Genomic DNA, 24,679 nt, shown 5'->3' with positions numbered 1-24,679 from the left:
GTTATACCCTGTCTGCTGATCCAGGGGCGCCGCGGCGCGATCTATTAGTTTGTTTTCAACGATTTTACCGGTTCGATGACTGTCTTGGTGTTTTCTGCCGGCATCAGGAAATTCAGCAACATAGCGACAATTCCGCCACTGGTGACCGCATGGCCAAAGATGTTTCCTATGACCTGTGGGAACTGTTTCAGCACATCTGGCACAGCCTCAATGCCCAGGCCGATACCAAACGAAATAGCGATAATCAGCATCTCGCGGCGACCCAGCGGTGCCTGAGTCATAATGCGAATCCCGGCAGCTACCACGCTGCCAAACATGACCAGCGTCGCACCGCCCAATACCGGTGCCGGGATCTGCTGCAACACGCCGCCAATGACTGGGAACAGGCCCAATACAGCCAGTAATACGCCAATATATAAGCCAACGCGGCGGCTTGCCACGCCGGTCATTTGAATCACGCCGTTATTCTGCGCAAAAGTTGTATTCGGGAAAGACGAGAACATCGCGGCAATGATGCAGCTCACGCCGTCGGCCAAAATCCCCCCTTTCAGACGTTTGCGGAATGCCTCCCCCTCTATCGGCTGCTGAGACAGCATGCAGTTGGCGGTTAAATCGCCCACCGCCTCGAGAATGCTGATAAACGACACTAGCGCGATAGGCGCGAAGATAGTCCAGTCAAAATGGAAGCCAAAGCGGAACAGGTGAGGCAACTCAAACCAGCTTCCCTGTAGCGGCTTGAAGGTCAGGTGACCAGTCAGCGCGGCGGCCAGACATCCTACGGCAATACCCACCACAATCGCCGACAGGCGCAGAGCGCGAATGGGAATACGGTTAAGGATAACTATCACTAACAGGGTTAACGCGCCAAGCCCGAGATTTGCCGGTGCGCCAAAGTCTGCTGCGCCGTTGCCACCGCCCCAGTCGGTGATGCTGACCTTAATCAGGCTGATGCCGATGAGAACGATCACGGTACCGGTGACCAGCGGCGTAAACACTCGGCGCAGCTGGCCGATAAAGCGACTGATCAAAAGAGGGATAAAGGCAGCAACAAAATTGACACCAAAGATCATCGCCATAATATCCTCCGGCGAACCGCCTCGGCTCTTGACCAGGAAGCCTCCCGAGAGGATCACGCCAAGAAAGGCGAAGCTGGTGCCTTGCAGGCAAATCATGCCCGCGCCAACTCCCATTATGCGGCGCGCCTGAATAAAGGTGCCGATCCCGGAAGCCAGTAATGACATGCTGATCAGGTAAGGAATGTAGGCGTTAAGCCCGAGCACCGATCCAATGATCAATGGCGGGGTGATGATCCCGACCACACTTGCCAGCAGGTGTTGCACGGCGGTGAAAAATGCAGTCGTTGGAGCGATGCGTTCTTCAAGTCCGTAGAGCAGCTCTTTTTCATTGGATTCTGACATAACAAGGTTCCGCAATAAGGGGAGTAATTAATCTTGTTATGCATAAACCAGGCCACCCGAAGGAAAAATTCACTGCACGGCTCGCAACATCGCGAATTATCAGGCTTTGGCGAGATGATTTTTTCCTGAAACTTTAAAATCATGAAATTATCATTTGCATACTTTTGTTTCATAAGGTGCAAAATTAAGCCCAATTCGCACTGTTAATGTGCAATGGGTCAGAGTGAGCATTAAATCAGGATAAAAAAAATCCTGACCGCTTACAGGCCAGGATTATTTTACAGACGCGCAACGTCAATCAGGCACGCGTTACCGGGAAAGCCAGCACATCGCTGAGGCTTTCAGCGCCCAGAGCAATCATAATCAGGCGATCAACGCCCAGCGCAACTCCAGAACACTCGGGCATGCCGTGTTCAAGCGCGGCCAGCAAATTGTTATCGATTGGATGCTGCGGCAGCCCTCGCGCGGCTCGTTTACGATTATCTTGCTCGAAACGCTGGCGCTGCTCGCGGCCGTCGGTCAATTCGCGGAAACCGTTCGCCAACTCGATGCCTTTGTAATACACCTCAAAACGCTCGGCCACGCGGTGGTCTTCGGTACTTATTTCTGCCAGAGAGGCCTGCGTTGCCGGGAAATGATAGACAAAAGTCGGCTTGTCGCGGCCAATATGCGGCTCGACGCCCATCGCAAACAGCAGTTGGAGCAACGTGTCGCGATCCTCTTCTTGATCGGCAATATTAGAAAGATCCAGTTTCGCCGCTGCTTCTCGCAGCTGGGCTTTATCTGCAGACAAGGGATCAACCTCAAGATGACGAATAAACACCTGCTGATAAGACACCGTTTCAGCCGCATTGCAGTCAAGGATCTGCTGCAGAAGGTCGTCCACTTCATTCATCAGTCGATACATGTCATAACGCGGACGATACCATTCAAGCATGGTGAATTCAGGGTTATGGTAGCGCCCGGCTTCTTCATTGCGAAAACTGCGCCCCATCTGGTAGATAGGCCCGCTTCCCGCCGCCAGAAGGCGTTTCATGTGATATTCCGGGCTGGTCATCATGTACAGTGTCATGCCTTCGGCAGCGCCCGGCCCCACAAAGCGGGTTTCAAAAGGAAACAGGTGAATGTCGGTAATCGTCGCCTGGCTCATGGTTGGTGTTTCCACCTCCAGAACACCGCGATCGCTGAAAAAACGCCGAATTTCAGCAAGGATTGCCGCACGCTTCAACAAATTGGCGATAGATGCACTGGGTTGCCAGCTTGCTGTTTCGCTCATGATGACTTACTCCGATATCAGACAGGGCATGCAGTCTACTCGCATCGCGACGGGCAAACAAATTTCCATTAGCTACAATTAAACTTCAACATAAGAAAGGGAAGACTATGCGTATCTGGTCAAAAATGGGTGTTATTGTTTCTGCATTACTTTCAGTCGGCTGCAGCATTACTCCGCCTGACAACGTCAAAGTGGTAAATAATTTTGAATTGAATCGATATCTGGGAAGCTGGTATGAAGTCGCGCGACTCGACCACAGTTTTGAATCCGGCCTACAACAAGTTACAGCTAATTACAGCCTGCGCAACGACGGCGGCGTAAAAGTTATCAATCGCGGATTTAACCCAGAGAAAAACAAATGGCAGCAAAGTGAAGGCAAAGGCTATTTTACCGGCCCAACTTCCAGAGCCGCGCTTAAAGTCTCATTCTTTGGCCCCTTCTACGGAGGCTATAACGTAATCGAGCTGGACAAGGATTATCAGTATGCTTTGGTCTGCGGCCCGGATAAAAGCTACCTGTGGATCCTTTCAAGAACCCCCCAGCTTCAGCCAGGCGTGAAACAGCATTTGCTTGAGACCGCTCAGCATTACGGTTTTGATACCAACAAGCTGGTGTGGGTCGATCAGTCAAAAGCGACGCAGTAATTTGACAGGGGGTGACACTGCAAAACGGTTGTCACCCTTATACCATCGGCTTTTTAATCAGTGCTAGGCTGCGCGTGAAATTGCACGGCCACCTGACGATATATCCTCGCCCATGCCGCGGAAGGTATTGCAGCCGCTCAGCAGGCTGGCAAGCAGCAACACAGAAATGATGGCAAGAATACTTTTCTTAAACATAAAAAAACCTTCCTATTAGAGAATGTAAAGTAAGACATTTTAGGTGTAGTTAAATCCGCGCCCAGAGAAGACTGATTGAGGGAGTCTTAGGTTCAATAAGAAGTACTGCAGAATATAAAAATTAATCAAAGTAAAACCATACACCAGGCGTAGAACGCCGACTCTGTGGTCAGCCTGCTCTGGAAATAAGCCCCTGCAAAACATCAATGCAGAGGCTCTTTATCATACGTTTGGGCGAAAATTACTTAACGCGAGAAACGTATTCGCCAGAACGGGTGTCAACGCGAACAACTTCACCGATCTGTACGAACAATGGAACCTTAACTACGGCGCCAGTGGACAGAGTAGCAGGCTTGCCGCCGGTACCTGCAGTGTCACCTTTCAGACCTGGGTCAGTTTCAACGATTTCAGCTTCGATGAAATTCGGTGGCTGAACGGCGATAGGACGACCGTCCCACAGAGTCACGATACATTCCGCGTTGTCTTGCAGCCATTTAGCCGCGTCAGAAACGGTTTTCTCTTCAACACCGTGCTGCTCGAAAGTCTCAGGGTGCATGAAGTGGTAGAACTCACCGTCGTTGTACAGGTAGTTCATGTTGGTATCAACAACGTCCGCGCCTTCACAAGAGTCGGTAGACTTGAAGGTTTTCTCGACGCGAGAACCGGTCAGCAGACGACGCATTTTAACGCGTGCGAATGCCTGGCCCTTGCCCGGCTTAACAAATTCACTTGATTCGATAGCATAAGGCTCGCTCTCGAACATGATTTTAAGACCCGGACGGAAATCGTTGCTAGAATAAGTCGCCATGATGGCCCTCTTAATTTTAAACTGGTAGCTTAGCCAAAAAAATGGCACACATTGTAACCCTAAATACGCCATTTAGAGAAGATTGGTTGTATCAACTCGGCGATGTAATTACGGACCCGGACGAACTGCTTACTCTTCTGGCACTTAACGATCATGCAGAACTGCAGCAGGGCCACGATGCCCGTCGTTTATTCCCGTTGCGCGTGCCTCGCGCATTTGTTGCACGCATGCAGCCGGGCGATCCACAAGACCCGTTACTTTTGCAGGTACTGACTGCCCGTGAGGAATTCATCACGGCACCTGGCTATAGCACCGACCCGCTGGATGAACAAAAAAGCGTGGTGCCGGGGTTGTTGCACAAGTATCGCAATCGCGCGTTGCTGCTGGTCAAAGGCGGCTGTGCGGTGAACTGTCGCTACTGCTTCAGACGCCATTTCCCCTATCAGGAAAATCAGGGAAACAAAAATAACTGGTCTCAGGCGCTGGAGTATATCCGCACTCAGCCAGAACTGGATGAAATAATTTTCTCCGGTGGTGATCCGCTGATGGCTAAAGACCACGAACTCGACTGGTTAATCACCCGGCTTGAGGAGATACCGCATATAAAACGCCTGCGAATTCATACACGTCTGCCGGTGGTTATCCCTGCACGTATCACTCGGGAACTTTGCCAGCGACTGAGCGAATCACGTCTGCAGGTGTTGTTGGTGACCCATATTAATCACGCCAATGAAATAGATGACACACTTCGAGACAGCATGACGCGTCTGAAAAAAGCCGGTGTTACGCTGCTCAACCAGAGCGTTTTGCTGCGCGGAGTGAATGACTGTGCCGACAAGCTGGCAATGCTAAGCAATGCGCTGTTCGATGCCGGTATCCTTCCGTACTACATCCACGTTTTGGACAAAGTTCAGGGCGCGGCGCACTTTATGGTCGAAGACGAAGAGGCGCGGATGCTGATAAAAGGTCTGTTGAGTCGCGTTTCGGGCTACCTGGTGCCAACACTGACGCGTGAAATCGGCGGTGAGCCGAGTAAAACGCCGCTGGATTTACGCCTGACTCAGTCCTGACTTTTTGTCACTGTTTCATTTAAAAAGAAAGCAAAAGGGATGCCCGTTGGCATCCCTTTTTTATTGGCTAGCGCTATCAGTTCTGGCCGCTTACGGGCACTTATAAACCTGTCCGACCATTTTGCTGTCCAGCGGCGCAAAGCTGGAGAAAACACTCTGCGTTGGGCTATTGGCACCATAAATAGTATTACCGCCCATGTCTGCCGCCTTGTTACGCAGGTCGTTTGCAGCACCGCGCATGGAACTGCCATCACCCGAGGTGCCTGACATCCAGTTACTTTGAGCACCGGTCACGGTTCCCAGTAGCTGACAGTGGCTGCTCGGTTTGTCATCGGTGAATTTCACCTGTTGACCGGCAGAGCTTAATTGGTGTGCTGTGCTGCAACCTGCCAGCAGCATGACTGCCGAAAGGCCAAGCAACATTTTAATCCGCATCTCTTTCCCCATTTGTGTTGAGAAGAACCTAACGCCTATCAGATAACATTTCGCAATCTAAGGCATCCGTTGCCGAGTTTACCCAGAATTCAACGCATTATCTGACACGAACCCGTGGCAGAGCGCGCCACTAGTTTACACGTTATTTGATCTGGACGATGAGACTTATCTTACTTAACAGCGCGGAATAAAGGTACAAATAAAAAAAACCCGACCTAAAAAGGCCGGGCTTCTTTAACTCCAACGGCATCGAAACGCCACCGGAATTCAGCAGATAAGCTGCCGGGGGATGATTACATCATGCCGCCCATGCCGCCCATTCCACCCATGCCGCCAGCGCCGCCAGCGCCGCCCATATCGACTTTATCGTCTTTAGGCAGGTCGGTTATCATGCACTCGGTGGTAATCATCAGACCCGCTACAGAAGACGCGTACTGCAGAGCAGAACGAGTTACTTTAGTTGGATCCAGGATACCCATCGCGATCATGTCGCCGTATTCTTCGCTGTAAGCGTTGTAGCCGTAGCTGCCTTCGCCCGCTTTCACGTTGTTGGCGATAACAGAAGCTTCTTCACCGGCATTGATAACGATCTGACGCAGAGGCGCTTCCATTGCACGCAGTGCAACTTTGATACCTACGGTCTGGTCTTCGTTGTCGCCTTTCAGGCCAGCCAGTTTGTGAGCAACGCGGATCAACGCAACACCACCACCAGCAACCACGCCTTCTTCAACCGCAGCACGGGTAGCGTGCAGGGCATCTTCAACGCGGGCTTTCTTCTCTTTCATTTCAACTTCAGTCGCTGCGCCAACTTTCAGAACAGCAACGCCGCCTGCCAGTTTAGCCACACGCTCTTGCAGTTTTTCTTTATCGTAATCAGAGGTCGCTTCTTCGATCTGCTGACGAATCTGAGTTACGCGGCTCTGAATCGTGGTTTCGTCGCCGATACCGTCGATGATGATGGTGGTGTCTTTGTTGATAACAACACGCTTAGCCTGACCCATATCTTCCAGAGTCGCTTTTTCCAGCTCCATACCGATCTCTTCAGAGATTACGGTACCGCCAGTCAGCGTTGCGATATCTTGCAGCATAGCTTTACGACGGTCGCCGAAGCCTGGTGCTTTAACAGCAGCAACTTTAACGATGCCGCGCATGGTGTTAACCACCAGCGTTGCCAGAGCTTCACCTTCAACGTCTTCAGCAATGATCAGCAATGGTTTACCGGCTTTCGCAACGGCTTCCAGCACTGGCAGCATTTCACGGATGTTGCCGATTTTTTTGTCAGCCAGCAGGATGAACGGGCTTTCGAGTTCGATAGAACCTGTTTCAGGCTTGTTGATGAAGTAAGGAGACAGGTAACCGCGGTCGAACTGCATACCTTCAACAACGTCAAGCTCGTCGATCAGGCCAGTGCCTTCTTCAACGGTGATAACGCCTTCTTTACCCACTTTTTCCATCGCCTGAGCAATCAGTTTGCCCACGGTTTCGTCGGAGTTGGCAGAAATAGTACCAACCTGAGCGATAGCTTTAGAGTCTGAACAAGGAACAGACAGCGTTTTCAGCTCTTCGACAGCAGCGATAACCGCTTTGTCGATGCCGCGTTTGATGTCCATTGGGTTCATGCCGGCAGCAACAGCTTTCAGGCCTTCGATGATGATTGCCTGAGCCAGAACGGTAGCAGTAGTTGTACCGTCACCTGCAGCATCGTTAGCTTTGGACGCAACTTCTTTTACCATCTGAGCGCCCATATTTTCGAACTTGTCTTCCAGTTCGATTTCACGCGCTACAGAGACGCCATCTTTAGTAATGGTTGGCGCACCAAAAGATTTGTCCAAAACTACGTTACGGCCTTTAGGACCTAAGGTAACTTTAACTGCGTTAGCAAGAATATTTACGCCATTCAGCATTTTTACGCGGGCGTCATTACCGAATTTTACATCTTTAGCTGACATTATAATTTCCCTTAAATTCGTTCAGTTCAGAAAAAGTGATATGAGGCGATTAGGCTTCAACGATAGCCAGAATGTCGCTCTCAGACATGATCAACACTTCTTCATTGTCGATCTTCTCAGCTTTAACGCCGTAACCGTCGTTGAAGATGACGATGTCGCCAACTTTAACGTCGAGCGCTTTCACTTCACCGTTTTCCAGAATGCGACCATGACCGACGGCCAGAATCTCACCACGGGTTGATTTACCCGCTGCTGAGCCAGTCAGAACGATGCCGCCAGCAGATTTGGATTCAACTTCTTTACGCTTGACGATAACGCGGTCATGCAATGGACGAATTTTCATTGATAACTCTCCTGTGAGCAGGTCCATATCTAAATAATTTAGGGGTTGAACGCCAGGTAGAAGATCTATCCTGACCTCGTGGTTTGATTAATGGGGGCATTCCGCGCCCCTTCAAGGGCAGAAAAGAAAAATTTTTGTTTTTCCCTGTCTGCCGACTTAATGATCCTTGGGATCGTGTCGATCTTCATCATACGGGCGAATCAAACGCTCGGGGTTTTCATCCTTGCGCTGAAATTCGCCTTCAAAAGTATTGCCTGCCGTTGGGCCGGCACCGCCGGGGCGATAGACCCGTAAATGCGGCAACAGCCTCAGGGTCAGCAGTTTTTGCACCGGCGGCAGTAAAAGCAGCAGGCCGAGAATATCAGTGAAGAAGCCAGGTATTACCAGCAAAAAACCGGCCAATACCAAGGAAACACTTTTGACCATTTCAGCCGCCGGGCTTTCACCCTGCGCCATTTTCTGCTGCATCTGGAAAAGAGTCTTCATGCCCTGATTTCGCACCAGCGACACCCCGACGCAGGAGGTAAATACCACCAGCAGCAGAGTCATTGCCACGCCTATCGCAGCAGCAACTTTAATGAATATGGTTATTTCTATGTAAGCCAATAGAAATAACACTAAAAGGGGTAACCAGCGCACAGCGCTCTCCTTGTAATAAGAAGTTCTGAAAATATCCTTTACGACATCGATTCAGAACTCTGTAATGGGGTCTCCATAGGCTTATCCTATGAGGACTAACTCCATTGAGATGGTATCGTTAAGGGGAGTTTTCAACCTGTGGGTAAGATTTAAATTGGTCGGAGTGATTTATTGTGAGAAATTTCACAAAACCATAAACCTTTGGTATTTATGCCACGATGCAATGCACTTAAAGTGTGCATTTCGCGCCAAGCAGCATATGATCCCACCCGCAGCCGCGTCGCATGGTGTAATATTTTATCTAGTCCAGCGTCTGTAACATAACTCTAATCAGCCTGTAACTGTTCAGCACCAAAAAGAAGGTTCTCATGTCAAATACGATACGTATCGAGGAAGATCTGCTGGGTACACGTGAAGTCCCTGCCGATGCTTACTGGGGTATCCATACCCTGCGCGCTGTTGAAAACTTTTATATCAGTAACACTAAAATCAGCGATGTTCCCGAGTTTGTCCGGGGCATGGTGATGGTCAAGAAAGCTGCCGCATTAGCTAATAAAGAGCTGCAGACTATCCCGCGTAAAATAGCCGACATCATTATTCAGGCTTGTGATGAAGTGTTGGACAAAGGGAAATGCATGGATCAGTTCCCGATCGATGTTTTCCAGGGCGGTGCCGGTACCTCCGTTAACATGAACACCAATGAGGTGTTGGCGAACATTGGTCTCGAGCTGATGGGGCACCAGAAAGGTGATTACCAATTCCTCAACCCCAACGACCATCTGAACAAATGCCAGTCCACCAACGATGCCTACCCGACCGGCTTCCGTCTGGCGGTCTACTCTTCACAGTTAAAGCTGATTGACGCCATTGCCCAGCTGGGTGACGGTTTTGAGCGTAAGGCGGTTGAGTTCGCAAAAATTCTTAAGATGGGCCGTACTCAGTTGCAAGACGCAGTGCCGATGACGCTGGGTCAGGAGTTCCACGCCTTCAACGTTCTGCTAAAAGAAGAAACCCGTAATCTGCTGCGTACCGGCGAATTGCTGCTCGAAGTTAACCTCGGCGCGACCGCAATCGGTACTCGTCTGAATACGCCGGAAGGCTATCAGGCGCTGGCGGTACAGAAGCTGGCAGAAGTCAGCAATCTGCCATGTGTGCCAGCGGAAGACCTGATTGAAGCAACCTCTGACTGTGGCGCTTACGTGATGGTGCACAGCTCGCTAAAACGCCTGGCAGTCAAGCTGTCTAAAATCTGTAACGACCTTCGCCTGCTGTCTTCCGGGCCGCGCGCGGGTCTGAATGAAATCAACCTGCCTGAATTGCAGGCTGGTTCGTCAATCATGCCTGCCAAGGTCAATCCTGTGATCCCGGAAGTGGTGAATCAGGTGTGCTTCAAGGTCATCGGCAACGACGTTTGTGTCACGATGGCGGCAGAAGCAGGACAATTGCAGCTTAACGTAATGGAGCCGGTTATCGGCCAGGCAATGTTTGAGTCAATTCATATTCTGACCAACGCCTGCTACAACCTGCTGGAAAAATGCATTAACGGCATCACCGCCAACAAAGAAGTTTGCGAATTCTATGTCTTTAACTCGATCGGCATTGTCACCTATCTGAATCCGTTTATCGGCCACCACAATGGCGACATTGTTGGCAAGATTTGCGCAGAAACCGGTAAAAGCGTGCGCGAAGTGGTGTTGGAACGTGGGTTACTGACCGAGGCCGAGCTGGATGATATTTTCTCTATCGAGAACCTGATGCATCCGGCCTACAAGGCAAAACGCTACACCGACGAAAACGAGCAATAAATTTTTTGGTAACAGCTGAAGGCGCGAGGTTTAAATCTACCTCGCGCCTTTTTTTTCCGCCATATAGGCAGCGGCATCATTCTCTAACAGTTTTACGGGCACTTATCTCGTTGGTTTACCTTATTTTTTGTGTAAAGAATCTTAATACCTGGCCCCTACCGTTCTCGTATTCCCCGATGACGGTTATAATCGCGGGTTAAAAAACAGGCGATTGAAATCAGCAACGCCTTATCGACATATATAGAGAAAACGCTCCCGTGACGGATTACCGAGTTTTAAAAAAATTATTCCCGCTTTGCTGTCTGCTGTTATGCAGCCTGTTGCTTTTGCCAACCAGCAGCCGGGCATCGCTGTTTGGCGGGTCTGATACGCCACATTTTGTTACTGTCGATCAGGCATTCAATTTTGATTTTTCTCAGAAAGGCTCGGATCTTGCTCTCAACTGGCAAATAAAAGACGGCTACTATCTCTATCGTCAGAAAATCGAAATCGTGCCCGCCAACGCCACATTGGCGGCGTATATTTTGCCAAAAGGTTTGGCGCACCATGACGAATTTTTCGGTGATTCCGAGATCTACAAAAACGCGCTGAATATTTCAATCCCGCTGCGCGAGGTGAAGGCCGACGCCAAAGTCCGCGTAACCTATCAGGGCTGCGCGGCGGCAGGTTTCTGTTATCCACCGGAAACGCGCGAGATCCCGCTTGCCGAGGTGGCGGCTTATACGAATTCAGGCACAGCTGACAATACCAATACCGCCACGGTTACGACGCCAGCAGCCCCGGTTGGCGTGCAAAGCGCAGCACAGAGCACGCCTTTGCCATTCTCACCGCTGTGGGCTTTGATTATCGGTATCGGTATCGCCTTTACCCCTTGCGTACTGCCGATGTACCCATTGATTTCGAGCATAATTCTGGGCCGCGAACGCCCACACAGCCTTAAACGTATCTTTTTGCTGGCCATGCTGTATGTGCAGGGTATGGCGCTAACTTACACGCTGCTTGGTGTCATTGTTGCCGCAGCCGGATTGCAGTTTCAGGCAGCACTGCAAAGCCCGTGGGTGCTGATTGCACTGTCTGTGATGTTTATTGCTCTGGCGCTGTCGATGTTCGGCCTGTTTACACTGCAACTCCCTTCCTCCGTGCAGACACGGCTTGCGCTGATGAGTAATGAGCAAAAAGGCGGATCGCTGATTGGCGTGTTTATCATGGGCGCTCTGGCCGGGCTGATTTGTTCTCCTTGCACCACTGCGCCACTCAGCGCTATTTTGCTTTATATCGCACAAAGCGGAAATCCGTGGGCCGGAGCAGGCACGCTGTATCTGTACGCGCTGGGCATGGGGATCCCTCTGATCGCCGCCACAATGTTTGGTAATCGTCTGCTGCCGCGAAGCGGTCCGTGGATGCACTATGTCAAAGAAGGCTTTGGTTTTGTCATTCTGGCACTGCCGGTGTTTTTGCTGGAAAGAATATTGGGCGATACCTGGGGGCTGCGTCTGTGGAGTATTCTCGGCATCGCCTTCTTCGGCTGGGCATTGCAGCTAAGCCTGAAAAGTTCACGCGGGCTGGTCAGGCTACTCCAGCTGGTGTTTCTCGCCGCTGCGCTGATTGTTAGTCGCCCGTTGCAGGATTGGGTATTTGGGCAGCCTGATGCCGCCAAGTCAGCCACTCAAAAGCTTAATTTTCAGAAAATTCAGAATGTTGAACAGCTTAATGCTGCATTGCAGCAGGCGCACGGCAAACGCGTGATGCTAGATCTTTACGCTGACTGGTGTGTCGCCTGTAAAGAGTTCGACAAGTACACATTCACGGCTCCCGAGGTGCATAGCGCTCTTGCCAACACCTTATTATTACAGGCGGATGTCACTCAAAATAGTGCGGAACAGGCTGCACTGCTCAAGCGCCTGAACGTGCTGGGGCTGCCGACTATTTTATTCTTTGGGCCTGAGGGTAAGGAAATCCCACAGTCACGGGTTACCGGTTTTATGGACAGCGCCGAATTCAGCAATCATTTGCACAATACTCAGCCTTAAACGAAACTGAAACCCAGAGTTATTATTACCCATCGGTTAGAGCGGCGATAATAGCATCAAGAAATGCATGTTTTCCGGCGTGGCTGAGCTTAGGATAGCCCATTGATTCAGGGCGCCAGTCATGCAGGAGAGGAGGAACAAAGTGCTACGTGAACAGGTATTAGATCAAACGCTTAACTTTTTAGAACAACGCGGTCTGGCAACCTTGTCGCTAGACTCCGTTGCCGAGTTGGTTGATGTTCCTCTCAACGAGCTAACCCTTTACTGGCCCGATGCCGAAGCGCTGCTTTACGACAGCCTGCGCCATCACGGTGAGCAGATTGAGGTCTGGCGTCGGCAGTTATTGCTTGATGAGACCCTGACGCCGCCGCAAAAACTGCTGGCACGTTATAAGGTTCTTAACGAGCAGGTCAGGCAAGAGCGCTATCCTGGCTGTCTGTTTATTGCAGCATGCAGTTTTTACCCGGATCGCGAATCGCCAATTCACCAGCTTGCCGAGCAGCAGAAACAGGCGTCTTATCACTATACCCTGTCGCTGTTACAAGAGATGGGATCAGACGATGCCGAAATGGTTGCCCACCAAATGGAGCTGATTCTGGAAGGTTGTTTAAGCAGGCTACTGGTAAAACGTCAGTTGCATGATGTCGAAGTTGCTCATCGTCTGGCGGAAGACGTGTTGAACATTGCGCGCTGTCGCGAACATGGCGCGCTTTCCTGAAGTCTGAAGACTTAAATTGATGCCAAAATCGTGATTTTTGTCTGAAAAGCCAGCAATCAGTCAGCTTTTAACGGCTTTAATGCATAAATGCGTTGACGACCAAGTGCCAATACGGTTTAATGCGCCCCGTTGCCCGGATAGCTCAGTCGGTAGAGCAGGGGATTGAAAATCCCCGTGTCCTTGGTTCGATTCCGAGTCCGGGCACCATATTTAGAAGAACCCGCCTATGGCGGGTTTTTTGCTTTCTGTGATCCGGACTCTCCATCGAACTGCGTTCGATTATTCGTCTCATCCATGAGACTCACCCTGACGGACCAGCGCAAGCGCTGTTCAAAACGTTCCCAACGTTTTTGTCCGAGTCCGGGCACCCTATTTAGAAGAACTCGCCTATGGCGGGTTTTTTGCTTTCAGATTCTTCCCACCAATCACTTCTTCGCTCCTACCACTTCAAACGCAACGCCCTGAAAATTTTCACCATTTAAATTTATCTAACGATAAGTCCTGCCTAAATTAATGGCCTCAGCCTGATATTTTTATTAAACATCTGAGAATTGTTTCGGCTTTGTGACATAACCCTCATTGAATTTGCTAAAATAACCCGACAGGCAGTCAGCAACCAGAATGCTAAACTGATTGTTGACGCAGTGGCTCAACCCAAAGTGGTTCCTTTAGCGACTAAGAAATTATATAGATGAAACAATATGACTTGAGTGTAATAGTCACGGCGCATAATTGTGCTCAGCACTTAACATCATGCCTTGACTCAATCAAACTGGCTTTGGGGGATAAATTCTCTCAGTGTGAGATCATGCTTATAAATGACTCTTCCACCGATGCCACCGGCGATATTTACCAGCAGTTCGCCGAGAGCCAAAGCAATGTCATCTTGTATAACGTCGCCTACAAAAATATTGGTAAGGTCAGGAATTTCGGCGTTTCCAAAGCCCAGGGCGAATATATCACCATGGTTGATGGCGATGACCAGCTACAGGCTGGATCCATGATTGAAGTCATCGATTTTCTTGGCAGCCATCACCCCGACATGCTTATCACTCGCCTGACCGAAGTCAGAAACAATGACGTGCCTGCGGTTAGCCAAGCACTGCAACCCAAACCGATTACTACCAACGCTGCGATAAAAAAATATCTGATTCATCAGGCATTCCAGGCACACTTTATTGGCAAATTTATTAAGCGCAGTATTCTTTTGCACTGCAAATTCCCTAACTATATTTGCTACGAAGATTCTTTCGCTTTCCCTGAGGTATTAAAGAGCTGCAAAAAAATCTACCTTTCTGCAACCGGCCCCTATTTGTACTTCAAGCACGGTAATACGCTGTCTAGCGATATCAGTGAAGAGAAAATACATCTGTGCAGAAAAGGGTTGGATCAAATGTCTTTAGTGCTGCAGGGAGAGTTTCGATTCCTTCAAGTCTGTCATTGGATAGAATTTGTTAATCGCAACCATTTGACGATTTCAAAATGGAAGGACCGAGGCGCGATCAAACAGAATATCGAGGACGTGGATATGCTGCCTTTCCTGCTGCATCCCAATGTTCGGATTAGCTATAAACGCAAACTGATCAAGGTCAAAAAGTTGATTCGCCACTGGTAGCACCATAAAAAACTGCACCTTACTTAGTCGGGTATCCAACTTTTGGGGTGCAGTTCACTTCCGTGGGTTTTTTATTGCAAGCCAAAGAGCAGTAATCTATCAGGCAGCGAGAGTCGCACCGCCATCGATCACAATATCCTGCATGGTAATGTGCCCTGCGCGGTCAGAAGCCATAAACAACACAGCATCGGCCACGTCTTGCGGTTTACCCATTTTCCCCAAAGGAATGCCCAGTTTGAACTGTGCCGGAAAACCGTTGATGGTATTCTGCTCACTTTCCGGCGAGGTCCACAAGCCGCGCTGCATCGGCGTGTCGGTAGAGCCAGGAGAAATCAGGTTACAGCGCACGCCAAAAGGAGCCATTTCCAATCCCACGCTCAGGCACAAACTGCGCAATGCCGCTTTTGAAGCACAATAGGCAGACATGCCAATGCGCGGAACGTGTGCCGCATTGGAGGCAATGCTGACGATGGCACCATGCTGTTGGCGACGAAAAACCGGCAGCGTATGGCGAAACATATTGAAAGCCCCGCCAGCATTGACTGCCAGGCAGTCATTCCAGTCATCATCGCTGAGCTCATCGGTGACGCCCATGCGTAAAATACCTGCACCATTGACCAGCACGTCCAGTCGATCATTTTCAGCCAACACACGCTGACACACTTCGCGCACCGCTTTGACATCGGTGATATCCAGCACTTCAGTGCGAAAAGGATAGTGACTACTACCGAAATGCCGATCAAAGCCTATAACTTCGGCCCCGGCTTTAACGAAGGCCAGCGCAGTCGTGTAACCAATGCCCTGCCCCGCGCCGGTCACCCATACGCGTTTGTTGGCAAACTCCAAACTATTTTCCATCAGGCTTTTTCTCCGGACAGCAGCTGCCACCAGCCATTAAGAGTAGGATTTTTAGCCAGCGCGACAAAATCAATATCTTCGCGGATTTTACGCCAGCGGGTTGCCAGCGCCATAATACGTACCGAATCCAGGCCGTAATCGATCAGATTGTCGTCATCTTGCAAATCTTCGCTGTCTTCATCCAGCAGCGGCAAAATTTCGTTGCGCAGCTGTTCCTTGCTGGCATAACCAGGCCTGGATTCTGCGCCGGTCAAGTCTGCCGTCATCACCACGCGGCCACAGCGGCCAGCGGTATAGCGCAGCGCCATCAGGTGTTCATCACGGGAGAAGTCGGCAAGGCCATCGGCAACCATGAACGGCTGGATATTACGCATAAAGCCGTCAATAGCAGTAGTCAGACAGCCAATATGCGCATAGACACCGCAAATAATCAGCTGGTCGCGACCGGTTTCCTGCAAGATTTCTTGTAATGGTGAACGATGAAAGGCGCTGTAACGCCATTTCACCAGTACCTGATCGTCTTCATCCGGGGCAAGCGCCGCCACTACTGCCTGCTGCTCTGGATGCTTGTTTAGGCCCGGTCCCCACATATCGTTAAGCAGCGCACGATCCTCATCGCTTTGATTGTTCGGCTGTGCGGTATAAAACACCGGAATGCCCTGCGCTTTGCAGTAGCGGCGCAGATTGGCAATATTTTCAACCACCTGCTTAATCAGCGGGCTGTCTTCTCCCCAGAAGTTTAAAAAATATTGCTGCATGTCATGGATCAGCAAAGCCGCACGCGTGGGCTCAAGCTCCCACTTCACCTTGTTGGTTGGCAGCTCTGCCACAGTCGGCAAGGCGTAGGATTCAAGTTTTGGAATAGCCATCAATTATTCTCCAGAGGATTGTGCAATTGGCTGCGCTTCAAAAGTTTGGCGCAAAAGTTTTTTATCTATTTTTCCGACCGCAGTGAGCGGCAGTTGATCAACGCGGATAAAGCGGTCAGGCAGTTTGAACTCAGCAATGCCCTGCTCGCGCAGGTGGCGGCGCAACGCAGCGGACTTCAGCTCAGTATCAGTAATAATAAATGCGCAGCTTTTCTCACCCATCAGTTCATCAGGCATAGAAACCAGCGCCGCGTTGATAATCCCGGGATGGCGCAGCAGCAAGTTTTCGATTTCCTCGGCTGCGATTTTTTCACCGCCGCGATTGATCTGATCTTTAAGCCGCCCTTCTACTTTGACGTAGCCGTCTGCGGTCAGTGAAATCAGGTCACCAGAACAGTAGAAGCCGTTTTCGTCAAAGGCCTCTGCATTGTGCTCGGGACTGTTGAAATAACCTCGGAAAGTGTAAGGGCCCCGCGTCATCAGCCGCCCAACTTCACCGGCGGGCAGCGGATTACCCTGATCGTCGGCCACCCAAAGTTCATCGTCTGGCGACATCGGATAACCCTGAGTGGTCAAAATATGCTGCTGGCAATCGTCAAGACGGGTGTAGTTGACCAGCCCTTCCGCCATGCCAAACACCTGCTGCAGCTGACAGCCCATTTCATTCTGGACGCGCGCAGCCAGCGTTTCACCCAGCTTGGCTCCGCCGACCTGCAACAGCCTGAGGCTAGCCAAAGCCTGATTGCTGCCCCATTCTTCAATAGCCTGCAACCAGAGCGTGACCGCCGGCGGAACCAATGCAGTTACATTAACTTTATGTTTTTCAATTAGTTGGAAGCACAACTGTGCGCTTGGGTCAGCAGCCAAAACCATCTGCCCGCCGCCGTAGAACACGCCAAGCGCGCCCGGAGAACTCATTGGATAGTTATGGGCGATGGGCAAAGCACAAAGATAGCGGGTGTCGGTATCGAAATGACACACCTCGACGCTCGCGCGGACGCTGTAGTAATAGTCGTTGTGCGTGCGCGGGATAAGCTTTGGCGTGCCGGTGCTGCCGCCGGAAAGCTGGAAAAAAGCCACCTGTTCGGCGGCGGTTGGCGAGGCGATAAAATCGCCCTGCGGCTCGGCGATCCACCCTTTTAATGATTGTTCAGGCTTGTCCTCGTTATGCAGCGCGACTTGGCGTACACAAGAATGCTGGACGAGAAACTCATTCAAAAAGGTGTCATTGCCAAAAAGCGCGTGATTGCGATCGGCGATGACAAGCGACGGTTTTATCTGGCCAGCGTAGGACTGTAGTTCGCTGCGTTGATGACTAAACAGCGCGTTAACCGGCACAATCCCGACTTTCAGCAGTGCAAAAAATACCACGTAGAATTCATTGATGTTACCAAGCTGAACCAACGCGGTATCACCGGAAACCAGCCCACGGCGACGCAGCGCACCTGCCAGCCGGTCAGATTGTTGATTCAATTCACGATAAGACAGACTGCCAGCAGCATCAATCATCGCGATACTGTCATTGTTGGCCTGGCGCGCAAGTATGTCGGTCAGCGGCTGATCAATCCAATAGCCGCGTTCGCGATAACGTTTGGCTAAATCGGTGGGCCAGGCGTTAAAAGCAATGCTCATAGTTATTCTCTCAAACCTATTTTATTAAGCTCAGTTTTAAAACTTACTTTTCCAGAGGTGTTCTCGAAATTAATGCAAACCGAATGCGCGCAGCATGGTGTTTAATTTGACGCCGGTTTCATGCCATTCAGATTCAGGCGAAGAGTCGGGGACTATGCCCGCACCGGCAAACAGCCGAACTTGATCTTCAACAACGGTGCCGCAGCGGATAGTGACAACCCATTCACCGTTTCCGCGATCGTCACACCAGCCGACGATGCCGCCAAACAGGCCACGATCGAAGGGTTCCAATTGCTCAATCAAATCACGGGCAATATTTGTCGGAGAGCCACACAGCGCCGGTGTCGGATGTAGCAAACAGGCCAGTGACAGCGCGTTTTCTCGCGCATCTCGTGCTTCACCTTTGATAGGCGTCGATAGGTGCCACAGAGTTGGCGTGCTTAATAATTCAGGAGAATCAGGAGACTGCAAAGAATGGCTGCGTTCAGCCAGTACCTTGCGCATGCCCTCAATCACAATGTGATGCTCATAAAGGTCTTTACCCGAGTTCAGCAGTTGGCGGCTGACCTCTTCATCCTTTTGTGGACTGCTTTCGCGCCGCGCCGAGCCGGCAAGAGGATTGGAATAAAACTGATTGCCGTGTTTACGCAGCAACAGCTCTGGGCTGGCGCCGATCAACGCCCCCTTTTCAAGAGGTACGTGGAAGTGATAGCCGTTGGGATTCTGCGCCACTACGCGGTTCATCAACGCATCGCGTGACACCGGGTTGCGGGTCTTGATTTCCAGCAATCGTGACAGCACGGCCTTGTCGAGACGCCCTTCGTTCATTGCCTGTACGGCATCCCCGACCATCTGCATAAAAATGTTTTGAGCAGGTAGCTCGGTTTTGCTTTCTATTTCAGGCAGCGGGCTATCCGTTCTCATTGCGCTCGCCATTGCGGATGGGCGATCCAGCCACCGAGTTTTCTGTGGCACAAACAGCGCCGAAGGCAGGCGCTTATCAAAAGGAATGGCCCCGCCCAGCACTGGATGCTTGATGCCTGCGGCGTGTGCATCGATAAAAGCTGTCTTGATAGCCCGCTGAAACTCACCGTCAATGGCATCGCCATCGGCCGCTGATGCAGTAACTTTTAGCAGGCATCCCTCAGTACTGAGGCTTCGATAGGCAGAGGTAAAGAAAAAGCCCGAGGTAGGTGAAAGTTCGCCTGGGTTGACTGACTCTTCGCCCAAGACATCACGTTCTTTCATCACAGTATCCATCTGTAAACTCCCATGCAATATAATGATAATTGGGATGATAATTATTATCATTTGTATTTAATCGCGTTAAAGTACGTGATGCGTTTATCAGTGTCAATGCGTGAAAAATGGGTCTGGCATAATTCAGCTGCCATGTATTTGACATTAATCTATTGAAATCGTTAGTAACTTACTTTTAAGGTCTGAACATGAAGTGGATGAAATTTCGCCTGTTTATGGCGTTTTTAGCAGTATTTTGGGGATTTTTGGCTGCTGCGCACGCCGCTGACGGCTGGCCACGCCAGATTAAAACCTCACACGGGACCCTTATTTTGCAGCATCCGCCACAGCGGATTGTCTCCACCAGCGTGACTGTCACCGGCACTTTGTTGGCGATTAATGCCCCAGTTATTGCCAGCGGAGCCACCAGCCCCAATACCCGCATCGCTGACGATCAGGGCTTTTTCCGTCAATGGGGCAGCGTGGCAAAACAGCGTGGAGTGAAAGCTTTATATATCGGCGAAGCTAACGCCGAAGCGATTGCCGGTGAGGCACCGGATTTAATTGTGATTTCGGCTACGGGTGGGGATTCGGCCATGAAGCTGAAGTCTCAGCTTTCGGCAATAGCGCCAGTGATAGTGGTTAACTACGATGATAAAAGCTGGCAGGAATTGGCCGCAGAACTGGGCGAGGCAACCGCTAAAGAAGCCGATGCCGCTAAAGTCGTGGCCAGCTTTGACCAGCGAGAAAAAACGCTGAAACAAAGCCTGCATCTGCCACCGCAGCCGATTTCTGCGCTGGTTTATCGCCCAGATGGCAAGGCCGCCAATCTTTGGACACCCGCGTCGCCGCAGGGGCAAATGCTACAGCAGCTCGGCTTCACGCTGGCGCAACCTCCGGCGAACGCCGCCAGCGGCCACACTCAGGGTATTCGCAAAGACATTATTCAACTATCAGGCGAGAATTTAGCGGCAGGGCTCAACGGTAAATCGCTGCTGCTGTTTGCCGGGGATAAAACTGACGCTCAACGCCTAGAAAGTAACGTTTTCCTTAGCCACCTGCCTGCGGTACAAAACAAACAGGTTTACGCCATGGGTAACGACACCTTCCGGCTGGATTATTACAGCGCCAATAATTTACTGACGCAGCTGGAAACGCAGTTTAGCGGCCATTAACCGGTTTGGTGGGCTCTGCTTGGCGGGCTTGGAAATAACTTCCGGCCCGCTGCTTACTGGCGCACGGTATCGAAAATATTCGGAATCTTGATCTCACGCTCAATCAGTTTAAAAGGTAATGTCAACTCAGTTCCAGTCGGTATTATATCATCTGGATCCTTTGATATGTTTTTATTCAAATCGGTCAGTTGATAGTAGAGATGTTCCTGATTTGGGCCATAACTTTTGATAGTGATATTTCTTATCGATTCTCCTTCTTCGGTCTTATAGAGTCTACTCAAGGGACTGCGTAACATATTAATATTGCTGGGAAGACTACCTAAGGAAATGCTCTCGTTACTCATTAATCTGTCAGTTAATTCATCAAGACTAATTAACTCTTCTTTTTCAGTAGTACTTTTTTCAGTTGATACCCCCGCCGGTTTACGCTGCTTTTTGGCAAAATATTTTTCGATTCCTTTTATAATAGACCTAGCCTCTGCACCCAGCACTCTTATTAAAAGATTTAACTGGCCTGGAGGTAATTTTAATAAACTTGCTACAGTACCTTGAGCATGGGACGGGCCAGAAATTATTCTATTTGCTGCAAGAAGAAATTTCACTATTTCTTTTGTTTTTTTCTCTGGATTTTTTAGTATTTTAGAAATGCTTCTTCTAATTAAGCCATACACTTTATCTAGCTTTACTTTATTAATTGGGAAAGTTTTAACATTCGACAACGCCCCTCCCAAGGCATTAATTGCAAGAGTGATCAATGCCTGCTTGATAAAGGAACTTGCTTTTTTCGGGTCATCTTCTGCAAAAGCACGAATAAAATCAGGAGTGGATGAAAGCAGTCCCAAGCCAATATTAACACCTAATGAAAGACCGGCAAAAGGTGCCCAGAATGGCAATAATTTAAAGGGAATCTCCATAATGGCAGCCCCACTAACCCAACTCTGCTCATAGACAGAAAAGGTTTGAGTATCAAAGTTTTCAGTATAAACCTCAATCATCCTATCTATGGCTAAATCCTGAACTTTACCTCTGCTTCCCAGCTGCAGCCCTATAATTCCAAGCCTATAAATGCTTCGTGATTTATCCCGGAGATATCGTTGTAAAAGTGTTAAATCCCCTGTGAATTTTAGCGCATCACTGCGGGCATGTTTTTCGCTTTCCGTTAAACCTTTTTTAATTTCATCAAGCAATTCTTGATTGTTTGCATAATTATATTGGACATCAGAAAAATTCACAGGGGTAAATCCAAAGTTAAGGCTATACACTATTCCTTCGATTGCAAATAAATTAGGAATAATGTCACCATTGAATTTGACCTGCTGAACATTATCCAGATCTTCCGATGTCAAAACACGCTTATTTTGTTTTTTCATTATACCAAAACGGTTAGCCCATAATATTACAAGTTCAGCCGTATTACGTACATCAGACTTCAACGTACTGCGATTAGAAGAATTTTTAAAGTATGTTTCAAGCCGTTTATCTACATAAGTAGTGACACTATTATCCTTTAAAAACTGTTGAATATCGTCATTTTTAAAATCACCACTCCAATGAATTTTTTGGCTAGCATAAGCTGTCGCCCTTCCATAGCCAAGATAAGGAATCGTCTCTCGCATAAATTGTCCGGTAAGAATTTTATAAGGTGTAGTCGTCAAATATGCCTTTTTCTTATCATTGAGAATACTATATCCAGAATCAACTCTATCGAAAATAGTTACTCTGAATGTCGTATTTTTAAGTTTTGCTCTCACATTTCCTGTCATTCCTCTTTGTTTACAGCCAAACACCATGACATCTAAGATTAATTTACTCAGCGCTGCGTTTGGATCAATGAGAGTAGAGTTATCAAGCTCATCATAGTAGTCGATTAAGGAATCGTACTTCTGTATTTCAAGTAAAGCATGCAAAGGGTAACTATTTGCATCCTTGGCAAGAAAAGAAAGTAGCCCAGTGGCGATGCCCGTCACCGGTCCTGCTAATGCGGCCATTGCAACACCTGTTAAAAAACTGCTCGAAGCTGAATTCCATGATCCACCGACGACAGCGACACTCTCCACATTATTTGGCGTTTCTTTATCTTTATTATTAAGATTCGCACCGATCCCTCCTCCTTTGGCAACGGGTAGCAAAGAAGCGGGAACTTTTCCGTTCGGATGAAGCTCTGCCGCTGAGTTAAAAGCATGTAATGACCACACCCCCTTTTGCGTAAGGGTCAATTTATCAAACGCACGTCCTTGTGCCTGAGGAAAACGAAAAGCTCTTTTCGGATCCAAATGTGCCATGGGGTTATAGGCTATTGCATCTTCAAGTTGGGTGCTCTCACCCTCACCAAAAGAGTCTTTTTTTTTGAAGACTGCTCATTTTTATGAGCAAAAGAGTGTGGCATCGGCTAATGTCCTGAAAGGAAGTTTCCTTAATTATATGAACTTCCTTTCATAATATTAGAGCGGAACCCTTCCACTTAGGAGTGAGTACTTTGATTGCTCACCTCTCGCAGTGCCCGCAGCGAATACACCAGCACCAACCCGACGAAGGCTGCGCCAAATCCAAAGCTGGCCGAGCTGATTGCAGGCAGCATCACCGAGCCCATCGAGCCCAGCAACAGTGCGCCGATCGCATCGCCGGTAACATTCTGCGCCGTCCACAGGCCGTTAACCCTGCCGAGATAATCGTCAGGCGTCAGGCGCTGAATCAGGCCGTATTGCAGTAAAGAGTTAATCGCCGTGAGATAGCCGAACACCACCAAACACAGTAGCGCGGTGCTGTACCACGGCATCAGGCTGAACAGCCCAATGGCGACAAAGGCTGCAATCGCAGTCAACATCATCATCCAACCGGGACGAGCCACGCCCGCAACGCGACCGCTGGTGAAAGCGCCGATGGCAGCTCCCAGCGGCACGGCGGCATACATCAGCCCGAGCCGCGAAGCGTCCACCTGCCAGAGACCAGAAAGCACCGGATAAAGCACGCGCACCGCACTGGCCATTGTCAGCAGGGCGCCAATCAGCGCCACCATGCCAATCACTTTATTACGCAATAAAAAGCTAAAGCCGCCAATCAGCGATTTTAACGGGTGCTCGCGTGGCTGCGGAGGAGGCAGTAATTTCGGCAAACGCAGCAGCGGGATTAACGTCAGCAGAGTGCCCAGTGCAGCCAGTCCGTAGTTCCACACTACCCCGCCGCTGGCAATAATCAGACCGCCAATGGCAGGAGAAAGAATTGAGCCGAAACGCACGGTCAGCATGCTTAATGCACCGGCCTGTACCAGATTTTCACGCCCCACCAGCGCAGGCGTAGCGGCTAATAATGCCGTAACGCCAACGGCACCAAAAAATCCGTCCCAAACTGACAGGACGTAAATAGCGAATAAAGATGGCGCAGGCAGTGTGGCGTTAATACACAAGCCGATGAAACCCAAACCGCAGGTGGAACGGGCGAACAATATTAAACGACGGCGCTCGTAACGGTCAGCCATCACACCGCCCAGCAGTAATCCGACAAACATGCCGCTACCGGCCAGCGTAACGGCTAAACCGACTAACAACGTTGAGCCGGTTAGCGCCTGGATCTGCACCGGCAAGGCGATGCCAAGCAGGCCAAGAGCCAATATTGAAATAAAGCGCGCACAGAATACGGAACGAAAAGCAGGGTGGGTCTTTAGCAAACTAAAATTCAATAAAATCGAGGAATTATCCATGGAAAATTCATAATCCAACGGTTACTGGGGTTGCAGCAACAAGATCCCGATTCAAGAGGGCTGCAACAGAACATTGAGGCATGCTACCATATACAAATGAAATCAATAACGATAATAAATATCATTAACATTCATACTTTTTGATTCGACGGACCGTTTCGATAATGAACATATTCAGTAGATTTCAAATCGCAGTCAGGTCTTCAACGCCGTTGAAGTTTGAAAGATACCTGGTATTAAAAAGGCTGCTATGTCTCGTCTAAT

General features: G+C 49.7%; 21 protein-coding genes and 1 tRNA gene. 8 read left to right on the top strand and 14 right to left on the bottom strand.

The annotated features are described in order from the left end of the window. Window positions 1-44: 44 nt before the first annotated feature. Together SPM24T3_RS10470 and epmA are read right to left on the bottom strand one after the other, a co-directional pair. Window positions 45-1,418, bottom strand: coding sequence for a nucleobase:cation symporter-2 family protein (locus tag SPM24T3_RS10470; RefSeq protein ID WP_009636726.1), 1,374 nt, complete (start codon window positions 1,416-1,418; stop codon window positions 45-47). A gap of 298 nt (window positions 1,419-1,716) precedes the next feature. Then, window positions 1,717-2,694: an elongation factor P--(R)-beta-lysine ligase gene (epmA, locus tag SPM24T3_RS10465; protein WP_009636725.1), complete on the bottom strand. Its 978-nt coding sequence runs from the start codon at window positions 2,692-2,694 to the stop codon at window positions 1,717-1,719. Between the two features lie 107 nt (window positions 2,695-2,801). Here epmA and blc point away from each other — a divergent pair, with 107 nt between their 5' ends. Continuing rightward, a complete protein-coding gene (gene blc, locus SPM24T3_RS10460) occupies window positions 2,802-3,338 on the top strand; it encodes an outer membrane lipoprotein Blc (protein WP_009636724.1) in 537 nt (178 codons plus the stop codon). 63 nt (window positions 3,339-3,401) lie between these two features. Here blc and SPM24T3_RS10455 read toward each other — a convergent pair whose 3' ends face one another. Then, window positions 3,402-3,533, bottom strand: a complete 132-nt coding sequence (locus SPM24T3_RS10455; protein WP_009636723.1) for an entericidin A/B family lipoprotein — start codon at window positions 3,531-3,533, stop codon at window positions 3,402-3,404. A 241-nt stretch (window positions 3,534-3,774) separates the two neighbouring features. After that, window positions 3,775-4,341, bottom strand: coding sequence for an elongation factor P (efp, locus tag SPM24T3_RS10450; protein WP_009636722.1), 567 nt, complete (start codon window positions 4,339-4,341; stop codon window positions 3,775-3,777). 41 nt (window positions 4,342-4,382) lie between these two features. Between efp and epmB the strand changes: the two genes are divergently transcribed. Continuing rightward, window positions 4,383-5,411 carry an EF-P beta-lysylation protein EpmB gene (epmB, locus tag SPM24T3_RS10445; RefSeq protein WP_009636721.1) on the top strand — a complete coding sequence of 343 codons (1,029 nt, stop codon included), beginning with the start codon at window positions 4,383-4,385 and terminating at the stop codon, window positions 5,409-5,411. 90 nt (window positions 5,412-5,501) lie between these two features. On the opposite strand, the gene SPM24T3_RS10440 is transcribed toward epmB, so the two are convergent. The 4 genes from SPM24T3_RS10440 to SPM24T3_RS10425 form a co-directional block, all read right to left on the bottom strand. Continuing rightward, window positions 5,502-5,846 carry a DUF4156 domain-containing protein gene (locus SPM24T3_RS10440; protein ID WP_009636720.1) on the bottom strand — a complete coding sequence of 115 codons (345 nt, stop codon included), beginning with the start codon at window positions 5,844-5,846 and terminating at the stop codon, window positions 5,502-5,504. Between the two features lie 293 nt (window positions 5,847-6,139). Next, window positions 6,140-7,795, bottom strand: a complete 1,656-nt coding sequence (groL, locus tag SPM24T3_RS10435) for a chaperonin GroEL (RefSeq protein WP_009636719.1) — start codon at window positions 7,793-7,795, stop codon at window positions 6,140-6,142. Window positions 7,796-7,844: 49 nt separating this feature from the next. Continuing rightward, window positions 7,845-8,138 carry a co-chaperone GroES gene (locus SPM24T3_RS10430; protein WP_009636718.1) on the bottom strand — a complete coding sequence of 98 codons (294 nt, stop codon included), beginning with the start codon at window positions 8,136-8,138 and terminating at the stop codon, window positions 7,845-7,847. A 156-nt stretch (window positions 8,139-8,294) separates the two neighbouring features. After that, a complete protein-coding gene (locus SPM24T3_RS10425) occupies window positions 8,295-8,777 on the bottom strand; it encodes an FxsA family protein (protein ID WP_009636717.1) in 483 nt (160 codons plus the stop codon). 368 nt (window positions 8,778-9,145) lie between these two features. On the opposite strand from SPM24T3_RS10425, the gene aspA reads away from it, so the two are divergent. The 5 genes from aspA to SPM24T3_RS10400 all read left to right on the top strand — a co-directional run bounded on the left by aspA (window position 9,146) and on the right by SPM24T3_RS10400 (window position 14,945). Next, window positions 9,146-10,582, top strand: a complete 1,437-nt coding sequence (aspA, locus tag SPM24T3_RS10420; RefSeq protein ID WP_009636715.1) for an aspartate ammonia-lyase — start codon at window positions 9,146-9,148, stop codon at window positions 10,580-10,582. 257 nt (window positions 10,583-10,839) lie between these two features. Continuing rightward, window positions 10,840-12,612, top strand: a complete 1,773-nt coding sequence (locus tag SPM24T3_RS10415; protein ID WP_009636714.1) for a protein-disulfide reductase DsbD — start codon at window positions 10,840-10,842, stop codon at window positions 12,610-12,612. A 142-nt stretch (window positions 12,613-12,754) separates the two neighbouring features. Next, the gene (locus SPM24T3_RS10410) at window positions 12,755-13,330 is read left to right on the top strand and encodes a transcriptional regulator (RefSeq protein ID WP_009636713.1); all 576 of its coding nucleotides are present in this window, start codon (window positions 12,755-12,757) and stop codon (window positions 13,328-13,330) included. A 131-nt stretch (window positions 13,331-13,461) separates the two neighbouring features. Next, window positions 13,462-13,537 (top strand) — tRNA-Phe (locus tag SPM24T3_RS10405). Between the two features lie 484 nt (window positions 13,538-14,021). Next, on the top strand, window positions 14,022-14,945 hold the full coding sequence (locus tag SPM24T3_RS10400) for a glycosyltransferase family 2 protein (protein ID WP_071988423.1): 924 nt from the start codon (window positions 14,022-14,024) through the stop codon (window positions 14,943-14,945). Between the two features lie 99 nt (window positions 14,946-15,044). On the opposite strand, the gene dhbA is transcribed toward SPM24T3_RS10400, so the two are convergent. From dhbA to SPM24T3_RS10380, 4 genes are all read right to left on the bottom strand, one after another. Beyond that, window positions 15,045-15,803, bottom strand: coding sequence for a 2,3-dihydro-2,3-dihydroxybenzoate dehydrogenase (gene dhbA / locus SPM24T3_RS10395; RefSeq protein ID WP_037378214.1), 759 nt, complete (start codon window positions 15,801-15,803; stop codon window positions 15,045-15,047). Next, window positions 15,803-16,672 carry an isochorismatase gene (locus tag SPM24T3_RS10390; protein WP_009636709.1) on the bottom strand — a complete coding sequence of 290 codons (870 nt, stop codon included), beginning with the start codon at window positions 16,670-16,672 and terminating at the stop codon, window positions 15,803-15,805. Before SPM24T3_RS10390 ends, dhbA begins: the two co-directional genes overlap by 1 nt. Before the next feature lie 3 nt (window positions 16,673-16,675). Further along, a complete protein-coding gene (locus tag SPM24T3_RS10385; protein ID WP_009636708.1) occupies window positions 16,676-18,304 on the bottom strand; it encodes a (2,3-dihydroxybenzoyl)adenylate synthase in 1,629 nt (542 codons plus the stop codon). 69 nt (window positions 18,305-18,373) lie between these two features. Continuing rightward, complete coding sequence (locus tag SPM24T3_RS10380; RefSeq protein ID WP_009636707.1) at window positions 18,374-19,564, bottom strand: isochorismate synthase; 1,191 nt, start codon at window positions 19,562-19,564, stop codon at window positions 18,374-18,376. 197 nt (window positions 19,565-19,761) lie between these two features. Here SPM24T3_RS10380 and fepB point away from each other — a divergent pair, with 197 nt between their 5' ends. Next, window positions 19,762-20,718, top strand: coding sequence for a Fe2+-enterobactin ABC transporter substrate-binding protein (fepB, locus tag SPM24T3_RS10375; RefSeq protein WP_009636706.1), 957 nt, complete (start codon window positions 19,762-19,764; stop codon window positions 20,716-20,718). 53 nt (window positions 20,719-20,771) lie between these two features. On the opposite strand, the gene SPM24T3_RS10370 is transcribed toward fepB, so the two are convergent. Both SPM24T3_RS10370 and entS read right to left on the bottom strand, forming a co-directional pair. After that, a complete protein-coding gene (locus tag SPM24T3_RS10370; protein WP_009636705.1) occupies window positions 20,772-23,000 on the bottom strand; it encodes a hypothetical protein in 2,229 nt (742 codons plus the stop codon). A gap of 179 nt (window positions 23,001-23,179) precedes the next feature. Beyond that, the gene (gene entS / locus SPM24T3_RS10365; RefSeq protein ID WP_009636704.1) at window positions 23,180-24,415 is read right to left on the bottom strand and encodes an enterobactin transporter EntS; all 1,236 of its coding nucleotides are present in this window, start codon (window positions 24,413-24,415) and stop codon (window positions 23,180-23,182) included. Window positions 24,416-24,679: the final 264 nt, after the last annotated feature.

It is taken from the genome of Serratia sp. M24T3 (assembly GCF_000257645.1).
Classification (GTDB): domain Bacteria; phylum Pseudomonadota; class Gammaproteobacteria; order Enterobacterales; family Enterobacteriaceae; genus Rouxiella.
Note: the sequence above shows the minus strand (reverse complement) of the source record. Positions and strands in the feature narration are given on the sequence as shown.

Bases quoted from the DNA above. Each gene is read 5' to 3' on its own strand.
- SPM24T3_RS10470 (WP_009636726.1), bottom strand. From the start codon at position 1,418: ATGTCAGAATCCAATGAAAAAGAGCTGCTCTACGGACTTGAAGAACGC.
- epmA (WP_009636725.1), bottom strand. From the start codon at position 2,694: ATGAGCGAAACAGCAAGCTGGCAACCCAGTGCATCTATCGCCAATTTG.
- blc (WP_009636724.1), top strand. From the start codon at position 2,802: ATGCGTATCTGGTCAAAAATGGGTGTTATTGTTTCTGCATTACTTTCA.
- SPM24T3_RS10455 (WP_009636723.1), bottom strand. From the start codon at position 3,533: ATGTTTAAGAAAAGTATTCTTGCCATCATTTCTGTGTTGCTGCTTGCC.
- efp (WP_009636722.1), bottom strand. From the start codon at position 4,341: ATGGCGACTTATTCTAGCAACGATTTCCGTCCGGGTCTTAAAATCATG.
- epmB (WP_009636721.1), top strand. From the start codon at position 4,383: ATGGCACACATTGTAACCCTAAATACGCCATTTAGAGAAGATTGGTTG.
- SPM24T3_RS10440 (WP_009636720.1), bottom strand. From the start codon at position 5,846: ATGCGGATTAAAATGTTGCTTGGCCTTTCGGCAGTCATGCTGCTGGCA.
- groL (WP_009636719.1), bottom strand. From the start codon at position 7,795: ATGTCAGCTAAAGATGTAAAATTCGGTAATGACGCCCGCGTAAAAATG.
- SPM24T3_RS10430 (WP_009636718.1), bottom strand. From the start codon at position 8,138: ATGAAAATTCGTCCATTGCATGACCGCGTTATCGTCAAGCGTAAAGAA.
- aspA (WP_009636715.1), top strand. From the start codon at position 9,146: ATGTCAAATACGATACGTATCGAGGAAGATCTGCTGGGTACACGTGAA.
- SPM24T3_RS10400 (WP_071988423.1), top strand. From the start codon at position 14,022: ATGAAACAATATGACTTGAGTGTAATAGTCACGGCGCATAATTGTGCT.
- dhbA (WP_037378214.1), bottom strand. From the start codon at position 15,803: ATGGAAAATAGTTTGGAGTTTGCCAACAAACGCGTATGGGTGACCGGC.
- SPM24T3_RS10390 (WP_009636709.1), bottom strand. From the start codon at position 16,672: ATGGCTATTCCAAAACTTGAATCCTACGCCTTGCCGACTGTGGCAGAG.
- SPM24T3_RS10385 (WP_009636708.1), bottom strand. From the start codon at position 18,304: ATGAGCATTGCTTTTAACGCCTGGCCCACCGATTTAGCCAAACGTTAT.
- SPM24T3_RS10380 (WP_009636707.1), bottom strand. From the start codon at position 19,564: ATGGATACTGTGATGAAAGAACGTGATGTCTTGGGCGAAGAGTCAGTC.
- fepB (WP_009636706.1), top strand. From the start codon at position 19,762: ATGAAATTTCGCCTGTTTATGGCGTTTTTAGCAGTATTTTGGGGATTT.
- SPM24T3_RS10370 (WP_009636705.1), bottom strand. From the start codon at position 23,000: ATGGCACATTTGGATCCGAAAAGAGCTTTTCGTTTTCCTCAGGCACAA.
- entS (WP_009636704.1), bottom strand. From the start codon at position 24,415: ATGGATAATTCCTCGATTTTATTGAATTTTAGTTTGCTAAAGACCCAC.